Here is an 18,638-nt window from a genome sequence, read left to right on the forward strand (position 1 = left end):
CAGAAGGTGGGTGGCGGCGAGGGGAGGCAACCCCGTGCCAACGGCACAGCCACTCAGAACGGGGGATCCGCGGCGGCTCGGCGCCTACGAGCTGTCCGGGCGTCTGGGCGAGGGCGGCCAGGGCGTGGTGTACCTCGGGACGAGGGCCGAGGACGTCTACGCGGTCAAGCTGCTGCACGGGCCCGTGGGGGACGAGAAGGTGGCGTTCCTGCGGGAGGTGGAGCTGGCCAAGCACGTGGCCCGGTTCTGTACGGCCCAGGTGATGGACGCCGGGTTCGACGACGGCCGGCCGTACATCGTGAGCGAGTACGTGGACGGACCGTCGCTGCAGCGTGAGGTCGCGCTCACCGGGCCGCGCCGTGGCGCGGCGCTCGAACGGCTCGCCGTGGGTACGGTCACCGCGCTGGCGGCGATTCACCGGGCGGGCATCGTGCACCGTGACTTCAAGCCGCAGAACGTGCTGCTCGGTCCGGACGGGCCACGGGTGATCGATTTCGGGCTGGCCAGGGCGCTGGACGCGGCGGCCACGGTGAGCGGGCGGGGAGTGGGCACGCCCGCGTACATGGCGCCGGAGCAGATCACCGCGTCGGCGCTCACGGGAGCGGCGGACGTGTTCTCGTGGGCCGCCACGATGTGCTTCGCGGCCAACGCGTCGGCGCCGTTCGGGCAGGACTCGGTGGCGCCGGTGCTGCACCGCATCCTGACCGCGCCGCCGGAGCTCGGGCGGCTGGACGGGTCGTTGCGGGAGCTGGTGGTGGCGTGCCTGGACAAGGACGCCAAGAACCGGCCGACCAGCCGGGAGTTGCTGCTGGCACTGCTGGGTGACGCCGGCTCCGCGCCGCCGGAGGTGCTGCGCTCGCCGCCGTCGCACATCCTGCGGGTGACGCCCGCTCCGTCGGTGGCGAACGGGGTGCCGGACCGGCTGCCGCCGCCCTACCCGATGGCCGAGCCGGAGGCGACGGGGGCGGCCGGTGGTTACCGGTGGCCGGGCGCCTCGGCGGAAGGTGCCGCGTCGGCGGGTGTCGCGTCCTGGTCGCCGACGGTCCCGCGGCAGGGCGCCGGGGAACCGGAGGCCCAGCCGAACGGTGCCGGGGAACCGGATGTCCGGCCGCACGGCGTCGGGGAGTCGGACGTCCGGCGGAATGCTGTCGGGCAGCCGGATGCCCGGCGGAATGGGGCCGGGGAAGCCGGTCCGCCCCACGGCGGCGCCGTCTCTTCCGGTGGCGGTCCCGTGGGGCTGTCGGGTGGGCGGCGGCAGGGTACCCGTCAGGCGGTGGGCCGGGCGGCGCTCGCGGTCACCGCCGCGCTCCTGGTGAGCGGCGCCGTGCTGGTCAGCGTGCTGGTGCCGACGTTCAGGGACGAGAAGGAGGCCCGTCCGCAGGCGGCGGCCGTCCAGCCGTCGGTCGTGACGACCGAGCCGCCCGCGACCACGTCCCCGCCCACCCGGGCGGCGACCAAGCGGGGAGAGCAGGCGGGGGAGAGCCATGTGCCCTCCACCCAGGGGCCGTCCGTCGGCGTCGCCGGCGTGCGGGTACCGGTGGTGGCCGGGATGGGGCGCTCGGCGGCGGTCGCGGCGATCAAGCGGGCCGGGTTCGTGGTGGGGGAGGTCACGCAGGTCGACTCGCGGCGGAAGATCGGCCAGGTGCTGGGCAGCAGTCCCAGCGGTGGGGCCATGGTGGCGCGGGGGAGCACGGTCGCGCTTCAGGTGTCAGCGGGGCTGGCGGTGCCGGCCGTCGTCGGGGTGGCGCGCGAGCAGGCTGAGGCGGCGCTGGTCAATGCCGGGCTGGTGGTGGGCGGGACGAAGAGCACCTGCTCCGATCGGCCGGAGGGGCAGGTGCTGTCCAGCGAGCCGGGAGCGGGGAGCCGGGTCTCGGGTGGTACGAAGGTGACGCTGGTCGTCGCCCGCAACGGGGCGACGGTGCCGTCCGTCGTCGGGCAGCCCAAGGCGGCGGCTCGGGCGGCGCTGCGGGGGGCCGGGTTCGCCGTGAGCTTCAAGACGCAGGTGGTCACGGACGACGCTCAGGTGGACGTGGCACTCTCGCAGAGCGTCGCGGCCGGGAGCTGCGCTAAGGCCGGGGCCGCCGTGGTGGTGACCGTCGGCGTCGCGGGCCAGGGCGGTCCCGATCCGACCGAGCCCACGCCGACGGTCACCGTGGAGACCCCGCCGCCGGACTGACGGCCCCGGGTGTGACTTCCGCGATCTCGCCCCGCAGTCGGGATCGCTCGGCCGCCCACGCGATGAGATGGCTGTGCAGGCTCTCGCTCGGCGAGGAGAGGATCTGGGCGCGGTCGCGGGTGCGTACCGCCGTCAGGAACGCTTCCACCAGCGCCTCGTCACCGCCGCCGTGCCCACCGCCGGCGGTGCCGTCGCCCGTGGGGCGGGTGTCGACCGTGTCGGTGCCGCCGGTGAGGAAGTCGGTGACGGTGAGGCGGTCGCCGTCGCCCTCGATCGAGCCGCGGGTGCCGAAGATCCGGGTCTGCCGGTGCGCGGCCGGGGTGAAGGCGGTCATGGTGAACGCGACGGTGACGCCGCCCTCGAACTCCAGGTTCACCACCTGGTGGTCGACCACGTCGTTGTCGCAGGCGTACACGCACCTGCCGTACGGGCCGGTCCTGAGCGCTTCGAGGACGCCGCGCTCGGAGACGTCGTCGGTGACCACGTTCAGCGGCCACGCCTCCTTGCCCGCCAGCGGCAGGTAGATGCGCTTGGCCGAGTAGGGGCAGGCGTCCTCGACGGCGCAGTCGAGGCAGCGGTCGGCCGCGCCCTCGGGCCGGTGCTCCGGCCGGAAGTGCTTGAGGCCCCCGAAAGACGACACCTTGGCAACCTGCCTGCCGGTGAGGTGTACGAGCCAGTCGAGGTCGTGGCAGGACTTGGCGAGCAGCATGAACGTCGACTCGTCGGACCTGCGCCAGTTGCCGCGTACGTACGAGTGCGCCTGATGCCACCACCCGACCGGCTCCAGGTGCTGGATGCTGACGATCTCGCCGATCCGTCCGGCGTCGAGCAGCGCCTTCAGCGCGCGGGTGTACGGCGTGTAGCGCAGCACGTGGCAGACCGCGAAGATCGCGTCGGAACGCTCTGCGGCGGCCACGATCGCCCGGCAGTCCTCCTCGGAGACGGCCATCGGCTTCTCCAGCAGGATGTCGTAGCCCAGCTCGGCGAACCGCACCGCGGGCTCGACATGATCGGCGTCCTGCGTCGCGATGATCACGGCGTCGGCCTGCCGGGGGAGCGCCGCCAGCTCGTGCCAGTCCGCGTACGGCGTCGCGCCGGGGTGCCTGGCCCGGCGGCTCTCGACCGGGTCGGCCACCGCGACCACCCGCGCCCCGCCGGACTCGACGGCATGGCGAGCGTAGGAGGTGCCCCGAGAACCCGCGCCGACGATGGCGAGAGTCACCATGTACGCCTCCACTTATGTAACCAGTTTCCGTATGTCGGCCGATGCTAGGATCCGCGGAGTCGGTCGTCAATAGGGAAGTTATGAGAGAGGGTCACGAAAGTTGACCGAGCTCCGGCCGGGAGACGCTTCGCTGTTGCGCAAGGTCAATACCCAGGCGACGCTCAGGGCCCTGCGGCGCGAGGGCGTGTCCACGCTGACCCGGCTCGGCCGGATCACCGGGCTGTCCAGGCAGACCGTCGAGACGGTGCTCGACGAGCTGACGGAGCGGGGCTGGGTCAGGGAGGTGCCGCCCGACGAGGGGGTCATGGGACGGCCCGCCCGCCGGTTCGAGTTCCGGGCGGACGCCGGCCACGTGGTGGGCGTCGACGTGGGCGGCGAGCGGATCGTCGTCTCGGTGGCCGACCTCAACGGCCAGGTCGTCGCCTGTGAGCGGGCCGCCGTCTCCGAGGAGGCCGCCGCGCCCGAGCGGCTGGCGGCGGCCCGCCGCGCCGCGCTGGCCTGCGTCGACGGCGCCGGCATCTCGCGGACGCGGGTGCTGGCCGTGTCGGTGGGCACACCGGGCATCGTCGACCGCTCGGGGCGGGTGTCGCTGTCGATCACGCTGCCGGGGTGGACGGGCGTGGACCTGGCGGGGGTGGCCGGGCGGTGGTTCGGCTGCCCGGCGCTGGCCGCCAACGACGCGAACCTGGCGGCGCTCGCCGAGCACTGGCGGGGCAGCGCCCAGCACGCCTCCGACGTCGTCTACATCCTGGTCGGCCACCGGCCGGGTGCGGGCATTCTCATCGGCGGGCGCCTGCACCGCGGCCGGTCGGGAGCCGCGGGCGAGATCGGCACGCTGCGCCAGGTCGGCTGGGAGGACGCCGCGATGGAGCTGGGCGCGAGGGAGCTGGGCGCGAGGGAGTTGGGCGCGAGGGAGCTGGGCGCGAGGGAGTTGGGCGCGAGGGAGTTGGGCAGGGAGGGCGGCGCGGCGGAGGTGTTCGCGGCGGCGGGCGCGGGTGACGCGCACGCGGCGCGCCGGGTGGACCGCTACGCCGAGAACCTGGCGATCGGCGCCTCGGCGCTCGTGCTGACCGTGGACCCCGATCTGCTGGTGATCGGCGGCGGTTACTCGCGGGCGGGCGACGTGCTGCTCGGGCCGCTCCGCCGCCACCTGGCCGAGCTCTGCCTGAGCGCGCCCGAGGTGGTCGCCTCGACGTTCGGCGACGAGTCCGTCGCTCTGGGCGCGGTACGGCTGGCACTCGATCACGTCGAACGCGAAGTGCTGGGCCTCTAGCCGGTGACCCGTCGCTGATCCTCGAACGAGGCATCATGAAATAGCGGGATAACGGCCGACAAAGGAGAGAACCCTTGGCAACTGGATCGTTGGCCATGCTGAACGAGTGCCTGGACCGTGTCGGTACCGATCAGGACCTCTCCCGCACTCTTGATCCGGCGCTGCTCGAACACGCCCACCGCCTGTTCGCGGCCCACGATGACGAGTTCCCCGACATCGAGGTTCTCTCAGCCGTGGGGTGCTTCCACTATTTCCGGTTTCTCGCGCTCGACGGGAAGAGCCCCGATGAGATGGAAATGGCGGTCAGGGCGTTCGCCCGCCTTCAGATCTATGGCGACGAACCCCTGCCGCAGAGCATCGTTCCTCATGTGCTCGACGAGGCCATGGATCTGGCCACCGACCTCTTGCACCGGACAGCGGCCTCCGACGACTCAGACCTTGCCGACCAGGCCGTGGACGCGTGGCGCCGCATCGAGGTTGCCATGCCCGCCGACAGCCTCAACCGGGCCTCGGTGCTGAACAACCTCAGGGTCGCGCTGTTGATGCGGTTCGGGGACACGCTGGAACTGGCGGATCTGGAGGAGGCGGTCGCCGTCGGAAGGCAGGCGGTGCAGGCCGCCACCGCAGACGACCCCGACCGGGCCACGTACCTGATCTACCTCAGTGACACGCTGCGGATGTGGTCCCGGCAGGCCGGGGAACCCGCGCACGCGGAGGAAGCGATCGCCGTCAGGCAGGCGGCGCAGGCCGCCGAGGATGCGGGAGAAAGCGAGTGACGGGCCGCTAAATGGCCAGGGCGGTGCGGACCAGCAGGTCGCGTACCGTCTCCTCGGGCAGGTCCATCGTCTGCACGACGCCCCACTGCAGGGCGCCGATCACGGCCCAGCCACGGATCCTGGCACCGGCGTCGGGGTCGGGACCGGCGAGTCTGGCGAAGATCTCGTCCCTGAACGGCCTGATGGCCTCGCCCCGCGAGCCCGGCAGCGCGTCGTCGGCGCCGACGATGTCCTCCATCAGCAGGCGGATCACCGTGCGGTGCCGTACCACGAAGGTCGCCAGCGCCTCGACGAACGCCTGCCTGTCGCCCGCGAAGTCGGTGTCCAGCAGGACCAGGACGTCGTCGCCGGCGGGCGCGGTGAGCTCGGCGGCCAGCCGGTCCTTGGGATGGAAGTGGTAGGCCACGGCCGTCTTGGTCAGGCCCACGGCGGCGGCGATGTCGGCCAGCGAGGTGGCCGCGTAGCCATGGGTCGCGAACAGCTCCCTGGCGGCGGCCAGAATCCGGGAACGCGTGTCGTCGGGTGTGTTCATCATCTCATTTCCCCGTGATCTACAGCCTTCCGGATATTTCGTGTTTAACGTAGCTCTGTACGACCGTACAGGACGGCCGTCGAGTTGGGGGATCTGGCGATGACGCGCTTTCTTGGACGACTGGGTGGCTGGTGCGCGCGGCACGGGCGGATCGTGCTTGCGTTATGGGTGATCGCGGCGGTCGGACTGATGGGCGGCAGCCTGGCGCTCGGCCGTCCGGTGAGCAGCGACGTGACGATCCCCGGCACCGACGCGCAGCGGGCGCACGACCTGATGCTCACGGGCTTCGGCCCCGGCCTCGCGCCGGGCGGGACCGTGCAACTCGTCCTCTACGCGGACAAGGGCACGCTCATCGACCAGCCCAGGAAGCGGGCCGTGGAGCAGGCGGCGGACCGCATCCGCACGATGCCGCACGTGGTGGCCGTCGATACGCCGGGCCGGAGCGGCGGCCTCGCCCCGAACCTGCGCATCGGCCTCATCACCGTGCGCATGGAGGGGCACGACAACACCAAGATCGCCGAGACCACGCAGGCGCTGTCCAAGGCCGCGGACCCGGCTCGGGCCGCCGGGCTGGAGGTCGTGCCCGCGGATGCCTCGACTCCGGCCGACAAGGAGATCAAGACCGGGCCCAGCGAGATCATCGGCGTGGTGTGCGCGCTGCTGGTGCTGGTGTTCGCGTTCGGGACGCTGACGGCGGCGCTGGTGCCGATCTTCACCGCGCTGGTCAGCGTGACGGCGGGACTGGGCGTGATCGGCCTGCTCGGGTACGTCGTGGACGTGCCGAAGCAGGCGGGCATCATGGCCACGATGATCGGGCTGGGCGTGGGCATCGACTACGCGCTGTTCCTGCTGTCGCGCCATCGCCGGCTGCTGGAGACCGGCGTGGGCGTGGCGGAGTCGGTGCGGCGTACCGTGGCGAGCTCGGGCGGCGCGGTCGTGTTCGCGGGCGGCACGGTGATCATCGCGCTGAGCGCGCTGATGTTCGGCGGCTTCCCGCTGCTCAGCACGCTCGGGTGGATCACCGGTGTCTCCGTGGTGAGCGCCGTGCTCACCTCCGTCACGCTGGTGCCCGCCCTGCTGGGGCTGCTCGGGCACCGCGTCAACTCGCTGCGGATCCCGTTCCTCGGCAGGAAGCGGCCCGAGGGGTCCGGGTGGGCAGGTCTGGGGTCGTGGGTGGCGCGGCGGCCGTGGCGGGCGCTGCTGTCGAGCGTGCTCGTGCTGGGCGCCCTCGCGGCGCCCGCCCTGGCGCTCAAGCTCGGACCCCTCGACGCGGGGTACGGCGCGCAGGGGACGGACTCGCGGCGCGCGTACGAGCTCATGGCCACCGGGTTCGGCCCCGGCGGCAACGGCCCGCTGATCGTCATCGCCACGCTGCCCGGCAAGGTCGCGCGGGCCACCGATCCCGTCGTGGACCGGATCTCGCGGGAGATCGACGCGGTGGACGGTGTCGCGCACGTGGCCCCGGCCAAGGTGAACACCTCGGGCCGCTCGGTGATGATCCAGGCCATTCCCGACTACTCGCCGAGCGACACCCGCTCCGCCCAGGTGGTGCGGGACGTCCGGGCCATCTCCGTGCCCGGCGTCGAGCTGCACGTGGGTGGGAAGGTGGCCGCCATGGTGGACGCGGGCGACCTCATGGCCGAGCGGACGCCGCTGGTCATCGGTGTGGTCGTGCTGTTCAGCGCGCTGTTGCTGCTGCTGGCCTTCCGCGCGCCGGTGGTCGCGATCAAGGCGGCGCTGATGAACCTGGTCTCCCTGGGAGCCGCCTTCGGCGCGCTGGCGCTGGTCTTCTCCTTCGGCCTGGGGAGCGGGCTGGTCGGCATGGACGCGCCGTCCAACGCCTCGTACCTCCAGACGATCTTCTTCAGTGTGCCGATCGAGAGTTATGTGCCGTTGATGCTGTTCGCGGTGCTGTTCGGGCTCTCGATGGACTATGAGGTCTTTCTGTTGACGTCTGTACGGCAGGCGTACCTCAAGCATGGTGACAACAGTCGCGCGGTCGCCGAGGGGCTGGGTGCGACGGGGCGGGTGATCACGTCGGCGGCGCTGATCATGGTGGCGGTGTTCGTCGCGTTCATCGCCTATCCGGATCCGATGGTCAAGACGTTCGGCGTGGGGCTGGCCGTGGCCGTCGCGGTGGACGCCACGATCATCCGGGGGTTCCTCGTTCCGGCCACCATGGTGCTGCTCGGGCGGCTGAACTGGTGGTGCCCGCGGTGGCTGGACCGCCTTCTGCCCAACCTGTCGGTCGAGGGGCATGAGGAGGAGGCTGCCGCCGAGGGGCCGGCCAAGGATCTCGTCACCGCTGGTTCGGGCGGCGGGTCTCAGACTCTGTGACGGTCCGTGGGGGCTGGTGTCCTTTTGGAGTGATATCCCCCTTCGGGGGAGAGTGCTAGCGGATCCACAGGCAGAAGGGGTGGCCGGCGGGGTCGAGGTAGACGCGGACGTCCTCCTGTGGCTGGTAGTCGGCCAAGGTCGCGCCTGCCGCCACCGCGTGGGCGCCGGCCTCGTCGAGGTCGTCCACCTCAAGGTCGAGGTGCATCATCATCTGCTGGTCGCCGGGGCCGGCCGGCCAGACGGGCGGCACGTGTGCCTCGTCGGTGTTGAACGCCAGTCCGGCGCCACCGCCGTGCGGGGGGCGGAGGGTCACCCAGCCGGGTTCGTCCTCGCCGATCTGCCAGCCGAGGAGGCGCTGGTAGAAGAGCGCCAGGGCCTTGGCGTCCCTGGACTCCAGCACGGTGGCCGAGAGGGTGAAATGTGGCGTCACGGGACCATGTACTGGTCGTGGCGCAGGTACAGGTCCGTCCACTCCTCGTCGGTGAGCTGCCTGCCGGTGCTGACGATGTCGGCCAGCTCCTCGAAGTACGCCTCGCGTGGCGCCCCCGGCGTGAACAGGATCAGCATCGAGGCGGGCGCGCCGGACTCGTTGCGGAACCCGTGCACGCCGCCCTCCGGCACATGCAGGAAGTCGCCGGTGTTGCCCTCCGCCCACGCCTTGCCGTTGTAGAGCTTGACGGTGCCGGACAGGACGTAGAAGGACTCGGTGATCGTCCGGTGGAAGTGCGCTCCGGCGCCGCCGGGGCGGGGGCCCATCTCCCAGCGGTACAGGCCGAAGGCGCCGTTGGTCGTCGCGCCGGTGCCCAGGTAGTGGACATCGGTGCCCCGGGGATCGGCACCGGGGGCGTACATGCGGAGGTCCGGTGGTGTGTCGGCCGAGCGCAGGATGCCGCTCGCCTCACCGGTGTCGGCCAGGTATCGCGCGTCAGGGTATGACATGTCGTGACTCCTCGCTGTTCCTTATGGAATGCGAGGTTAGAAGACGACCACCGTTCTGGCCACCGCGCCCCGCCGTACCTGCTCGACGGCCTCGTTGATCTGCTCCAACGCCACCCGTTCGGTGATCAGCCCGTTGAGGTCGAGCCGGCCGCGCAGGAACTGACCGGCCAGCATCGGCAGGTCCCGGTGCGGGGCGGCGTCGCCGCCCTGGGTGCCCATCAGGCGGCGCGAGGAGAACAGCAGAGCCGGGTCGATCTCGACAGGCTGACCGGCGGGCGGACTGCCGACCATGACCGTGGTGCCGCCCGGCGCGGTCGCCGCGAACGCGCTCGCGAGCACGCCGGGGACGCCGGTGACGTCGAAGGCGTAGTCGACGCCGCCTCTGACCAGCTCGCCGACCTGGGCGGGGAGGTCGTCGGGCACCAGGGTGTGGGTGGCGCCGAACCGCTCGGCCAGTTTGAGTTTCTGGTCGGCCACGTCGGCGGCGATGATCGTGGTGGCGCCGGCCAGCACCGCGCCCTGGATGACGTTGAGCCCGACGCCGCCGCAGCCCACCACGAGGACGCTGGAGCCGGGCGCGACCTGGGCGACGTTCATGACGGCGCCGACGCCGGTGACCACGCCGCAGGCCAGCAGGCACATCGCGTCGAAGGGCGCGTCATTGGGGATCTTCACGCAGGTGGCCTCGCGGACCACGGCGTACTCGGCGAACGAGCCGATGCCGATGAACCGCCGGGTCTCCTGGCCTTCGAGGGTGATCCGCGGCTCGCCACCCATGATCGCGGTCATCCTGGCCGGGCCGGAGCACAGGGGGAAGCGGCCGGCGCCGCAGTTGCGGCACTTGCCGCAGGGTCCGCTCATGGAGATGATCACGTGGTCGCCCGGCTTGACGGCGGTCACGCCGGTGCCGACGCTCTCGACGACGCCCGCGCTCTCGTGGCCGAGGACGAACGGCAGCTTGTGGACGACCGGGCTCTTGCCGTCGATGGCCTTGAGGTCGGAGCCGCAGACGCCGGACGCCTTGATCTGTACGCGTACCTCGCCGGGGCCGGGGTCGGCGATCTCCACCTCGCGGATCTCCATGGGCTGGTGGAAATCGGTCAGTACGGCCGCGCGCATCAGCATGGGGCTCACGCTAGCCGGGCGGTCGATCGTGAGCAAGCGATTGCTCGGCACCGTTGACACCCCTCGCGGGCAAATTTACGCTGACCAAAAACCAAGCGAGCGCTAGGCCAAAGCGGCTGCGCGCCTTGCCGTACAAAGGTGAGAACGATGATGCGACGACATCAACGGCGGGCCGCGGCGGTGATGCTGGCGGTAGCCCTGCTGGCAGGGTGCGCGGCCCAGCAGAAGAGCGCCGGCGGTGGCACGGCGGGCGTGACCGACACGAGCGTGAAGGTCGGCGGGGTGCTCACGAAGACCAGCGCCAGCGGCTACTCCACAAAGGACGCCGAGATCGGGGCGAAGGCCAGGTTCGAGCGGGCCAACGCCGAAGGCGGCGTCAACGGGCGGAAGATCGAGTTCGTCGGCGCGGAGGACGACGGGCAGGACGCGGCCAAGGGCGACGCCGCGGCCAAGAAGCTCGTACAGAAGGACCAGGTGTTCGCGCTGGTGCCGGTGCACGCGCCCAACTTCGGCGGGGCCGCCTTCCTGGAGCAGCAGGGTGTGCCGTGGTTCGGCTGGGCGACCGGGCCGCAGTGGTGCGGCACGAAGACCGGGTTCGGCTACAGCGGCTGCCTGGCGCCCAAGAAGGGCGCGGGCTCGCAGACCTGGTGGGGCAGCCAGATGGCCGACCTGCTCGGCGGCGCGAGCGGCAAGACCGTGTACGTGCAGACCACCGACTCCAGCGGCAGCAAGTACGGCGGCACCACGATCTCACAGTCGTTCCAGGCGGCGGGGTTCAAGCTGGTCGGACTCAACTCCGGCCTGCCCGCCGCAGCGCCGCCGCCCGACTGGCTGCCGTACGTCAACAAGATCATGACGTCCAACGGCGGCAGGGCGCCCGACGTCCTGGTGTCGATCATCGCGGGCACCAAGTTCAACGTGGGCCTCTACTCGGCGCTGAAACGGGCCGGCTACAAGGGCGTGCTGACCGACGCCACCAGCTATGACCCGGCCATCCTGAAGGACCCGGCCAGCGCGCAGGCGCTGGAGGGCGTGGTGGCCGCGCCGATGTTCGAGCCGTTCGAGTCGAGCGCGCCGGAGATCGCCGCGTTCAAGGCCGACGTGGAGAAGGTGTCGCCTGGCGCCACGCTGACCCAGCACATGGCCATCGGCTACTGGGCGGCCGACATCTTCCTCGACATGCTGAAGAAGACCGGCAAGGACCTGACCAGGGAGAAGTTCTTAGCCGTCGGCAACGGCTCGTACACCTACGAGAACGCCGGCTTCGGCCGGGTCCAGTACCCCAAGGACCACAGTGAGCCGAACGGCTGTGGCGCCCTGGTCAAGCTGGAGGGCGGTGCCTTCCAGGTGGCCAAGAGCATGAAGTGCTTCGACAACGTGCCGCTCAAATGATCCTTGGCTACCTGCTCAGCGGCCTGGTCACCGGGGCGATCTTCGCCGTCATGGGGTCCGGCCTGACGCTGTCGTACGCGGCGACCGGGGTGTTCAACTTCGCCCACGGCGCCGTCGGGTTCCTGACCGCCCTGCTGTTCTACCAGCTCAACCTGGCCGCCGGGCTGCCCGCCTGGGCGGCTGGGCTGCTGGCCGCCGGGGTGTTCGCGCCCGCGCTGGGCTACCTGCTGCACCTGGCCATGTTCAGAGGGCTCGCCCAGGCGGGGGAGACCGCGCAGATCGTCGGCACGATCGGCCTGACGATCGCGCTGCCCGCGCTCGGCCTGTTCGTCGTGGACCTGCTCGGGCTGCCGAGCGTCGATGGCACGACGCTGCCGCGCGGGCTCGGGCCGCATCCGGCGCTCGGCTTCGAGGTGCTCGGCGCGCGGCTCGACACCGACCAGCTCATCACGTTCTGCTTCTCGGCGGTGGCCGCGCTCGGGCTGTGGGCGTTCATGCGGCACACGCCGTACGGGCTGCGCATGCGGGCCTCCGTCGATCGGCGGCGGCTGGCCACGCTGCGCGGCATCGACGTGGACGCCACCTCGGCCCTGGCCTGGATGCTCGGGTCGGGGCTGGCGGGACTCGCCGGGGTGCTGGCCGTACCGGTGCTCGGGCTGGACGCCACCGCCTACACCGTGCTGTTGTTCGCCTCGGCGACGGCCGCGGTGTTCGGGCGGCTGCGGTCGATCCCGTGGACGTTCGCCGCCGGGCTGGCGCTCGGCGTGGTGCAGAACCTGGTCGCCGGATACACCGACTTCCTCCAGGAGATCACCGGGCTGCGGACGGCGGTGCCGGTCATCCTGCTGTTCGCCGGGCTGGTGCTGCTGAACCGGTCGCGCGAACGGGTGGCCGGGAGCGCGGCCGAGGACGCGCCGCCGCCCGACCACCTGGCGGGCGTGCCGCTGTGGCGACGGCGGCTGCCGTGGGTGGCCGGGCTGGTGGCGCTGCTCGGCTTCACCTTCGCCGGTTCCGAGTACTACGTGGGCCTGGCCGCCCAGGGCCTCGTGCTGGCGCTGATCTTCTGCTCGTTCGTGGTGGTGACCGGGATCGGCGGCATGGTGAACCTGGCCCAGGCCGCCTTCGCCTCCATGGCGGCGCTGACCTGCGGGTGGGCGTTCTCGGCCGGGTGGCCGCTGTTCGCGGCGATCGTGGTCGGGGTGCTGGCGGCCGGCGCGGTGGGCATGCTGGTGGCACTGCCCGCGCTCCGGCTCGACGGGCGGGTGCTCACCCTGGCCACGCTGGCGCTGGCCCTGCTGGCCGACCAGGTGCTGTTCCAGGTGGACGCCTTCAGCAACGGGACGATCGGCTGGGCACTGCCGGCGCTCGGCTTCGGATTCGCCGACACCTCCGATCCACGGGTGCGGGTGGTGCTGCTGCTCGCGCTGATCGGCCTGGTCGGGCTGCTGGTGCGCAACCTCGAACGATCGGCGTCCGGGCGGGCGATCCTGGCGGTCCGCTCGGCTCCGGCCGCGGCGACCACCTCGGGGCTGTCGGGGCCGCGGGCCAAGATCGTGCTGTTCGCGCTGGCCTCGGCCATCGCCGGGCTGGGCGGCGTGCTGTTCGCCGTGTCCAAAGGGTCCATCACCGCCACCGACCTGCCGGCCTTCTCCGGGTTCGTCTGGCTGGCCGTGGTGGTGCTGCAGGGGGTACGGCGGATCGGCGGGGCCGTGCTGGGCGGGCTGGTGGCCGTGGCGGTGCCTGAGCTGCTGGCCACGTGGGGGGTGTCGGCGCAGGTGGGGGCCATTCTGTTCGGGGCCGGAGGGATGATCCTGGCCAAGCATCCGGACGGGGTGCTGGCCCAGCTCGCCGAGTCTCGCCACCGGAGGCGTCAGGGACGGGCTCGGTCCGCCGTCCCGACACAACCCGTGGCCGCCGCCACCCCGGTACGGGCCACCTCCGCCGTGCCCATCACCCCGAGCGTGCCCGCCACCTCCGCCACGCCCGTCGCCCCGAGCGTGCCCGCCACCCCGAGCGTGCCCCTCGTCCCGAGCGCGTCCGGTGCGCCCGTCCCGGAGGCGTTGTTCCGGCTCGACGGGGTGGTGGCGGGGTACGCCGACTGCACGATCCTGCGGGGCGTGGATCTCGACGTACGGCCCGGTGAGGTGGTGGCGCTGCTGGGCGCCAACGGCGCGGGCAAGTCGACCACCTGCGCCGTCGCGGCCGGCGATCGGCCGGTGTCCGCGGGACGGGTGCTGCTCGACGGCGTCGACGTCACCGCCTGGCCGGCCCACCGCCGGGCCCGGGCGGGCGTGCTGCTGGCTCCCGAGGGGCGGGGGGTGTTCCCCGGTCTCACCGTGGAGGAGAACCTGCGTACCTGGCTGGCCGAGCCCGACGCCGTCTACGAGCGGATGCCTCAGCTCGCGGCCCGTCGTACGGTGCTCGCCGGCGCGCTGTCCGGCGGCGAGCAGCAGTTGCTCACGCTCGCCCCCGCGCTGGCCCGGCCGCCCAGGGTGCTGATCGCCGACGAGCCGTCGCTGGGCCTGGCGCCGCTGATCGTACGGCAGGTGTTCGAGGTGTTCGCCGAGCTGCGTGAGCGCGGGGTGGCGCTGCTGCTGGTCGAGGAGAAGGCCACCGAGGCGCTGGCGATCGCCGACCGGGTCGCCTTCATGCGGCTCGGCCACGTCGTGTGGGCCGGACCGCGCGCCGAGGTGGACGGCGACCGCCTGACCGCCGCCTACCTGGGGGTGACGTGATGTCCGTCGTACGGGACACAGAGCGCACCGACTACCTGGAGGTGCCGTGATGTCAGTCGCGCGGGAAGCCGAGCGCACCGACGTGATGCTGGCCGTGCGGGACTTGTCCGTGGCGTTCGGCGGGGTCACGGCGCTGGACGCGGTGTCGTTCGAGGTGCCCGAGGGACAGGTCTGCGGGGTGATCGGGCCGAACGGGGCGGGCAAGACGACGCTGTTCGACGTGGTGTCGGGGCTGCGCCGGCCGAGCGGTGGCCGGGTGCGCGTGGCGGGCGCGGACATGACCGCGGTGGCGCCGGTCAGGCGGGCTCGCGCGGGCGTTCGCCGTACCTTCCAGCGGACGCAGGTCTTCGGGCGGCTCACCGTGGCCGACAACGTGCTGGCGGCGCTCGACTGGCACGGCGGCGGGGGCGGCCTGATGGCCGACCTGACCGGCCTGCCCGCGCGGCGGCGGCTCGAACGCGAGCGGCGGGCGCGCGTGGCCGAGGTGCTGGAGCTGTGCGGGCTGGCCGCGCTGCGCGACGCCTACGCCGCCGCGCTGCCCGTCGGCCAGCGCAGGCTGGTCGAGCTGGCCCGCGCCATCGCCGACCGGCCGCGCCTGCTGCTGCTCGACGAGCCCACCTCGGGCCTGGACGCGGACCAGACGGTACGGCTGCGCGCGGTCGTCGCCGCGCTGGACACCACGGTGCTGCTGGTCGAGCACGACATGGGCTTCGTCATGGACACCTGTGACCGGCTCGTCGTCCTGGACCTCGGCCGGGTCATCGCCACCGGAACCCCGGCGCAGGTCCGTGACGACCCCGTGGTGCGGGCCGCCTACCTCGGCTGAAGGGATTCTGTCCGCCGGGAATATTGACAGTTAAACCGTGCAGGTCTGTCGTTCGCCTAGGAAGAAAGGTGACCGGCATGAACCAATGGGACGCCACCTCGTACGAAGGCAAGGACACCATCCTGCGGGTCGTCGGCGACGAGGCCGAGCGGCTGTTCGCGCTCGCCGAGCCGGAGGAGGCATGGGAGGCGCCGACGGCGTGCGTCGGCTGGACGACGCGCGACGTGGTCGCGCACATCGTCGACACGACCGAGGGCTACCTCGCCGCGTTCGACCTCGTACGCTCGGGCGGGAACCCGGACGCGGCCTTCGGGCTGCCCGGCATGGGCGAGCGGGTCAACGAGCAGGCCATGGCGCTGCGCGGGGTCCCGCAGAAGGAGCTGCTCGACCGGCTCAAGACGGACTTCGAGCAGATGATGGCGATCCTGCGCGACCTCGGCCCGGACGACTGGGCCGGGCTGACCGTCCCGCACTTCTACATGGGGCCGCTGCCCGCCTACTTCTACGCGGCGGGCCAGCTCATGGACTACGCGGTGCACTCCTGGGACATCCGCCAGGGCACCGGCCGGGCGCACGGACTGTCGGGGGAGGCCGCGGACCTGCTGGTGCCGTTCATGTTCGTGCTCTGGCAGTCGACGGTCAAGGCGGACGCGGACCTGACGCCGTTCCGGCTCGGTGTACGCGTGGGCGGCGTCAACGGGGGCGACTTCCGGGTGGAGGTCGGGCCGCAGGGCATGAGCTACACCCCCGGTGATCTGGGCGACCTGCCCACGCTCATCGAGTTCGACGCCGGGAGCATGGTGCTCACGACGTTCGGCAGGAGCAACGCCGGAACCGCCAGGGGGGACCTGTCCATCGCCGACCGCTACCTGAACTTGTTTTTTCGGATCTGAAGGGTCCTCGTAGCGGGCCGCCTTGACCACGGCGCCGCGCCCTGTGGTCAAGGCTCCAGCGTGATTCCCTCCCGGCGGAGGTCCTCGATGATCCCGTCCACCAGCCGCATGCTGACCGTGTGGTCCAGCCGCCCGTTCTCGCGCAGCTCCCGTACGGCCGGCACCGGGTCAGGGTCGGCGAACAGGCGCTCGTCCGCGTAGTCGACCGGCCGGCCGGTGGGGTCGATCGTCCACCAGGAGGCTTCCAGCGCGATGCCGTTGGGGTCGCTGAAGTAGATCGACCGAAGGAAGCCGTGGTCGATCACGTCGGTGACCTCGCAGGCGTGCGCCTTGAGCCGGTCGCGCAGCCTGACCAGGGCGTCCTCGTCGGGCAGGTGCAGCGACAGGTGGTCGAACTGGGCGGCCTTGGCGTAGGGGACGCCGGCGGGCTTGGCGAAGCTGTCGAGCTCCTGCCCGGTGTATTCGAAGAAGGCGACGGTGTTACCCGGCGCCACCTCGAAGAAGTAGTGCTTGAACGCGGGGATCGCCAGCGTGGTGACGAGGCGGGCGTCGAGCACGCCGTGCCAGAAGCGCACAGTGGCGTCCATGTCCGCAGTGACCAGGGCGAGGTGGTGCACACCCCGCCAATGCACCGTTTCAGGGTTTTCAGCCATACGTTGACCGTACGCCTTTCAACTATCGCTGGCTATGAGGCCCCGTGTCAGTAAGCGGGGGCTGATTTGAGTGCCGCCAGCAGATGCGCGTGCACCCTGGCGACGGCGGCCCTGGCCAGCCCGCCCGAGCGGACCGCGAGATATCCGGTGTTGATCGGCGCCAGCTCCGGCTCCGCGAGCGTGACCAACCGGCCCGCCGCCAGATCGGCCCGGCACAGGTACGCGGGCAGGACGGAGACGCCCATTCCGGCCCGTACCGCGTTCAGCACGCCCCGCAGGTCGGGGATCACCACCTGCGCGGCCATCGACGGCCGCTTGCCGAAGACCGTCCGCCAGTAGCGGCGCACGATGGGCAGGTCCTCGGCGTAGGCGATCAGCGGCACGTCGGCCAGGCGCCCGGCAATGGCGCTCTCGGCGGCCACGCTCTTGGTGGTCAGGTTTCGGTCCGCCGCCAGGCAGGGGTCGGCCACCAGCAGGAACTCTTCGTCGTAGGCGGCCTCCGCCTGGATGCCCCGCGCCCTCGGCCTAATCGTGGACACCACCAGATCAAGCCGTCCTACGGTCAGGTCGGTGAGCAGCTCGTCGGACAGCCCGAACGTCGTCCGCAGCCGCAGACCCTCCCGCACCAATGGCGCGAGCAGCGGGATCACCACCTCCGAGAGGAACTCGGCAGGGCCTCCCAGCGGAGCAGCTCGATCGCGCGCTATTACAACACCTATTGGGTGAGCGCGATCGGGGAATTGCAAACCTGCCGGTCAGCGATCGAACAGGCGGGCTATCGGATCAGATTGGTCGTCGACGCATCCGAGAGTCAGCTCCCCTACTGGCGGCTCAGTCTCGCCTATTCATCCCTTGCCGAGAAGGACCGTACCGAGATTCGTCAGCGGGAAACGGCGCACTTTCATTCCGCCATGCTAAGTGCGTACCGAGCGGGGGAGGTCCAGTATTTCCACGTGATCGCGTCGCGTTCGGAAACCGCGGCGTCCTCAATGCGATGAGAAAGGTACAGCAATGGTGCCCGTAGTTCGCCCGTCCGGCATATCGCCATATCGGCCGACGGTAACGGCAGATGGGCGACGAGTCGCGGACTGCCCAGATCCGCGGGACACGATGCCAGCCGGGAAGCCTTCGCGTCAGGCCTTTCCGCCTGCGTCGAGCTGAACATACCTTATCTCTCGATTCATGTGTTCTCGTCCGAGAACTGGGGACGTCCCGAGCCGGAGGTCCGCAAACTCATAGAACTGTTCAGCCGAGTGCTTGCGTTGTCACTGCACGACTTCAACGAGCTTGGTGTGCGATTCCGGCGCACCGGGAGCAGGCTGGAGGTTCCCGCTGACCTGCGTCGGACAGTGGAGGCGATCGAGAAGACCACCTCCGCGAACGGCCACGTCACGCTGCAGTTCGGGCTCAATTATGGCGGCCGCAAGGAATTGGTCGATGCCGCGGCCGGCCTGGCGAGAGCCGCGATGGCAGGAGAGATACGTCCTGAAGAGGTGGCCGGATTTCCGCAAGCCGGACCTGATGAGCGCCTTGGAGCTGTACGCCCGAGCGGAGCGGTCATTCGGGAATGTCGAGTAAGCACACCCGACGACGACCCGCCCCGAGACGTCCCGCAGGAACCCGGCTCGGTCGTCGATGACGAATCCCCGGAGCTGAGCCGACCGGTTGGCGGGCAGAGCAGGGGGAAACGCCGCCGCTTGGCGGTTGTCCCCGTGCCGCCGCCCTTCCATCATCGAGACGTACGGTGAGGTCTCGT

16 protein-coding genes are annotated in these 18,638 nt (G+C 71.3%); 9 read left to right on the plus strand and 7 right to left on the minus strand.

Annotated features, from left to right (window positions below; all coding sequences use genetic code 11):
* Positions 1–10 precede the first annotated feature (10 nt).
* Complete coding sequence (locus tag ACIBO2_RS38185; protein ID WP_397303343.1) at positions 11–2,176, plus strand: PASTA domain-containing protein; 2,166 nt, start codon at positions 11–13, stop codon at positions 2,174–2,176.
* On the opposite strand, the gene ACIBO2_RS38190 is transcribed toward ACIBO2_RS38185, so the two are convergent.
* Positions 2,148–3,401 carry a Gfo/Idh/MocA family oxidoreductase gene (locus ACIBO2_RS38190; protein ID WP_358534953.1) on the minus strand — a complete coding sequence of 418 codons (1,254 nt, stop codon included), beginning with the start codon at positions 3,399–3,401 and terminating at the stop codon, positions 2,148–2,150. The genes ACIBO2_RS38185 and ACIBO2_RS38190 overlap by 29 nt on opposite strands.
* 133 nt (positions 3,402–3,534) lie before the next feature.
* Here ACIBO2_RS38190 and ACIBO2_RS38195 point away from each other — a divergent pair, with 133 nt between their 5' ends.
* Together ACIBO2_RS38195 and ACIBO2_RS38200 are read left to right on the plus strand one after the other, a co-directional pair.
* On the plus strand, positions 3,535–4,674 hold the full coding sequence (locus tag ACIBO2_RS38195) for an ROK family transcriptional regulator (RefSeq protein ID WP_397303346.1): 1,140 nt from the start codon (positions 3,535–3,537) through the stop codon (positions 4,672–4,674).
* 74 nt (positions 4,675–4,748) lie between these two features.
* Entirely contained in the window at positions 4,749–5,450 is a 702-nt protein-coding gene (locus tag ACIBO2_RS38200; protein ID WP_397303349.1) for a hypothetical protein, read from the plus strand.
* 7 nt (positions 5,451–5,457) lie between these two features.
* On the opposite strand, the gene ACIBO2_RS38205 is transcribed toward ACIBO2_RS38200, so the two are convergent.
* The gene (locus tag ACIBO2_RS38205) at positions 5,458–5,985 is read right to left on the minus strand and encodes a helix-turn-helix domain-containing protein (RefSeq protein WP_357654574.1); all 528 of its coding nucleotides are present in this window, start codon (positions 5,983–5,985) and stop codon (positions 5,458–5,460) included.
* 96 nt (positions 5,986–6,081) lie between these two features.
* Here ACIBO2_RS38205 and ACIBO2_RS38210 point away from each other — a divergent pair, with 96 nt between their 5' ends.
* Positions 6,082–8,319: an MMPL family transporter gene (locus tag ACIBO2_RS38210; protein ID WP_358534959.1), complete on the plus strand. Its 2,238-nt coding sequence runs from the start codon at positions 6,082–6,084 to the stop codon at positions 8,317–8,319.
* Between the two features lie 55 nt (positions 8,320–8,374).
* Here ACIBO2_RS38210 and ACIBO2_RS38215 read toward each other — a convergent pair whose 3' ends face one another.
* Genes ACIBO2_RS38215 through ACIBO2_RS38225 form a run of 3 tightly spaced genes read right to left on the minus strand, consistent with a single transcriptional unit; the run spans position 8,375 to position 10,383 of the window.
* Positions 8,375–8,749 (minus strand): VOC family protein, encoded by a 375-nt coding sequence (locus ACIBO2_RS38215; RefSeq protein ID WP_358534961.1) that lies wholly within the window; start codon positions 8,747–8,749, stop codon positions 8,375–8,377.
* Positions 8,746–9,258, minus strand: coding sequence for a cupin domain-containing protein (locus ACIBO2_RS38220; protein WP_358534963.1), 513 nt, complete (start codon positions 9,256–9,258; stop codon positions 8,746–8,748). Before ACIBO2_RS38220 ends, ACIBO2_RS38215 begins: the two co-directional genes overlap by 4 nt.
* Before the next feature lie 36 nt (positions 9,259–9,294).
* Positions 9,295–10,383, minus strand: a complete 1,089-nt coding sequence (locus ACIBO2_RS38225) for an alcohol dehydrogenase catalytic domain-containing protein (protein ID WP_358534965.1) — start codon at positions 10,381–10,383, stop codon at positions 9,295–9,297.
* A gap of 147 nt (positions 10,384–10,530) precedes the next feature.
* On the opposite strand from ACIBO2_RS38225, the gene ACIBO2_RS38230 reads away from it, so the two are divergent.
* The 4 genes from ACIBO2_RS38230 (at position 10,531) to ACIBO2_RS38245 (ending at position 16,229) form a co-directional block, all read left to right on the plus strand.
* Positions 10,531–11,775: an ABC transporter substrate-binding protein gene (locus ACIBO2_RS38230; protein WP_358534967.1), complete on the plus strand. Its 1,245-nt coding sequence runs from the start codon at positions 10,531–10,533 to the stop codon at positions 11,773–11,775.
* The gene (locus ACIBO2_RS38235; RefSeq protein ID WP_358534969.1) at positions 11,772–14,510 is read left to right on the plus strand and encodes an ATP-binding cassette domain-containing protein; all 2,739 of its coding nucleotides are present in this window, start codon (positions 11,772–11,774) and stop codon (positions 14,508–14,510) included. The genes ACIBO2_RS38230 and ACIBO2_RS38235 overlap by 4 nt, the downstream gene beginning before the upstream one ends.
* A gap of 49 nt (positions 14,511–14,559) precedes the next feature.
* Entirely contained in the window at positions 14,560–15,336 is a 777-nt protein-coding gene (locus ACIBO2_RS38240) for an ATP-binding cassette domain-containing protein (RefSeq protein ID WP_358534971.1), read from the plus strand.
* Positions 15,337–15,413: 77 nt separating this feature from the next.
* Complete coding sequence (locus tag ACIBO2_RS38245) at positions 15,414–16,229, plus strand: maleylpyruvate isomerase family mycothiol-dependent enzyme (protein ID WP_358534973.1); 816 nt, start codon at positions 15,414–15,416, stop codon at positions 16,227–16,229.
* Positions 16,230–16,276: 47 nt separating this feature from the next.
* Here ACIBO2_RS38245 and ACIBO2_RS38250 read toward each other — a convergent pair whose 3' ends face one another.
* Together ACIBO2_RS38250 and ACIBO2_RS38255 are read right to left on the minus strand one after the other, a co-directional pair.
* Entirely contained in the window at positions 16,277–16,882 is a 606-nt protein-coding gene (locus ACIBO2_RS38250; RefSeq protein ID WP_397303356.1) for a VOC family protein, read from the minus strand.
* Positions 16,883–16,929: 47 nt separating this feature from the next.
* Positions 16,930–17,535, minus strand: coding sequence for a substrate-binding domain-containing protein (locus ACIBO2_RS38255; RefSeq protein WP_397303359.1), 606 nt, complete (start codon positions 17,533–17,535; stop codon positions 16,930–16,932).
* Between the two features lie 393 nt (positions 17,536–17,928).
* Here ACIBO2_RS38255 and ACIBO2_RS38260 point away from each other — a divergent pair, with 393 nt between their 5' ends.
* Positions 17,929–18,630, plus strand: a complete 702-nt coding sequence (locus ACIBO2_RS38260; RefSeq protein ID WP_397303806.1) for an undecaprenyl diphosphate synthase family protein — start codon at positions 17,929–17,931, stop codon at positions 18,628–18,630.
* Positions 18,631–18,638: the final 8 nt, after the last annotated feature.

This window comes from Nonomuraea sp. NPDC050022 (assembly GCF_044460705.1).
In the GTDB taxonomy this organism is placed as follows: domain Bacteria; phylum Actinomycetota; class Actinomycetes; order Streptosporangiales; family Streptosporangiaceae; genus Nonomuraea.

Coding starts and splice junctions, on each gene's coding strand:
- ACIBO2_RS38190 (WP_358534953.1), bottom strand. CDS start 3,401: ATGGTGACTCTCGCCATCGTCGGCGCGGGTTCTCGGGGCACCTCCTAC.
- ACIBO2_RS38220 (WP_358534963.1), bottom strand. CDS start 9,258: ATGTCATACCCTGACGCGCGATACCTGGCCGACACCGGTGAGGCGAGC.
- ACIBO2_RS38230 (WP_358534967.1), top strand. CDS start 10,531: ATGATGCGACGACATCAACGGCGGGCCGCGGCGGTGATGCTGGCGGTA.
- ACIBO2_RS38235 (WP_358534969.1), top strand. CDS start 11,772: ATGATCCTTGGCTACCTGCTCAGCGGCCTGGTCACCGGGGCGATCTTC.
- ACIBO2_RS38210 (WP_358534959.1), top strand. CDS start 6,082: ATGACGCGCTTTCTTGGACGACTGGGTGGCTGGTGCGCGCGGCACGGG.
- ACIBO2_RS38225 (WP_358534965.1), bottom strand. CDS start 10,383: ATGCTGATGCGCGCGGCCGTACTGACCGATTTCCACCAGCCCATGGAG.
- ACIBO2_RS38205 (WP_357654574.1), bottom strand. CDS start 5,985: ATGATGAACACACCCGACGACACGCGTTCCCGGATTCTGGCCGCCGCC.
- ACIBO2_RS38245 (WP_358534973.1), top strand. CDS start 15,414: ATGAACCAATGGGACGCCACCTCGTACGAAGGCAAGGACACCATCCTG.
- ACIBO2_RS38250 (WP_397303356.1), bottom strand. CDS start 16,882: ATGGCTGAAAACCCTGAAACGGTGCATTGGCGGGGTGTGCACCACCTC.
- ACIBO2_RS38240 (WP_358534971.1), top strand. CDS start 14,560: ATGTCAGTCGCGCGGGAAGCCGAGCGCACCGACGTGATGCTGGCCGTG.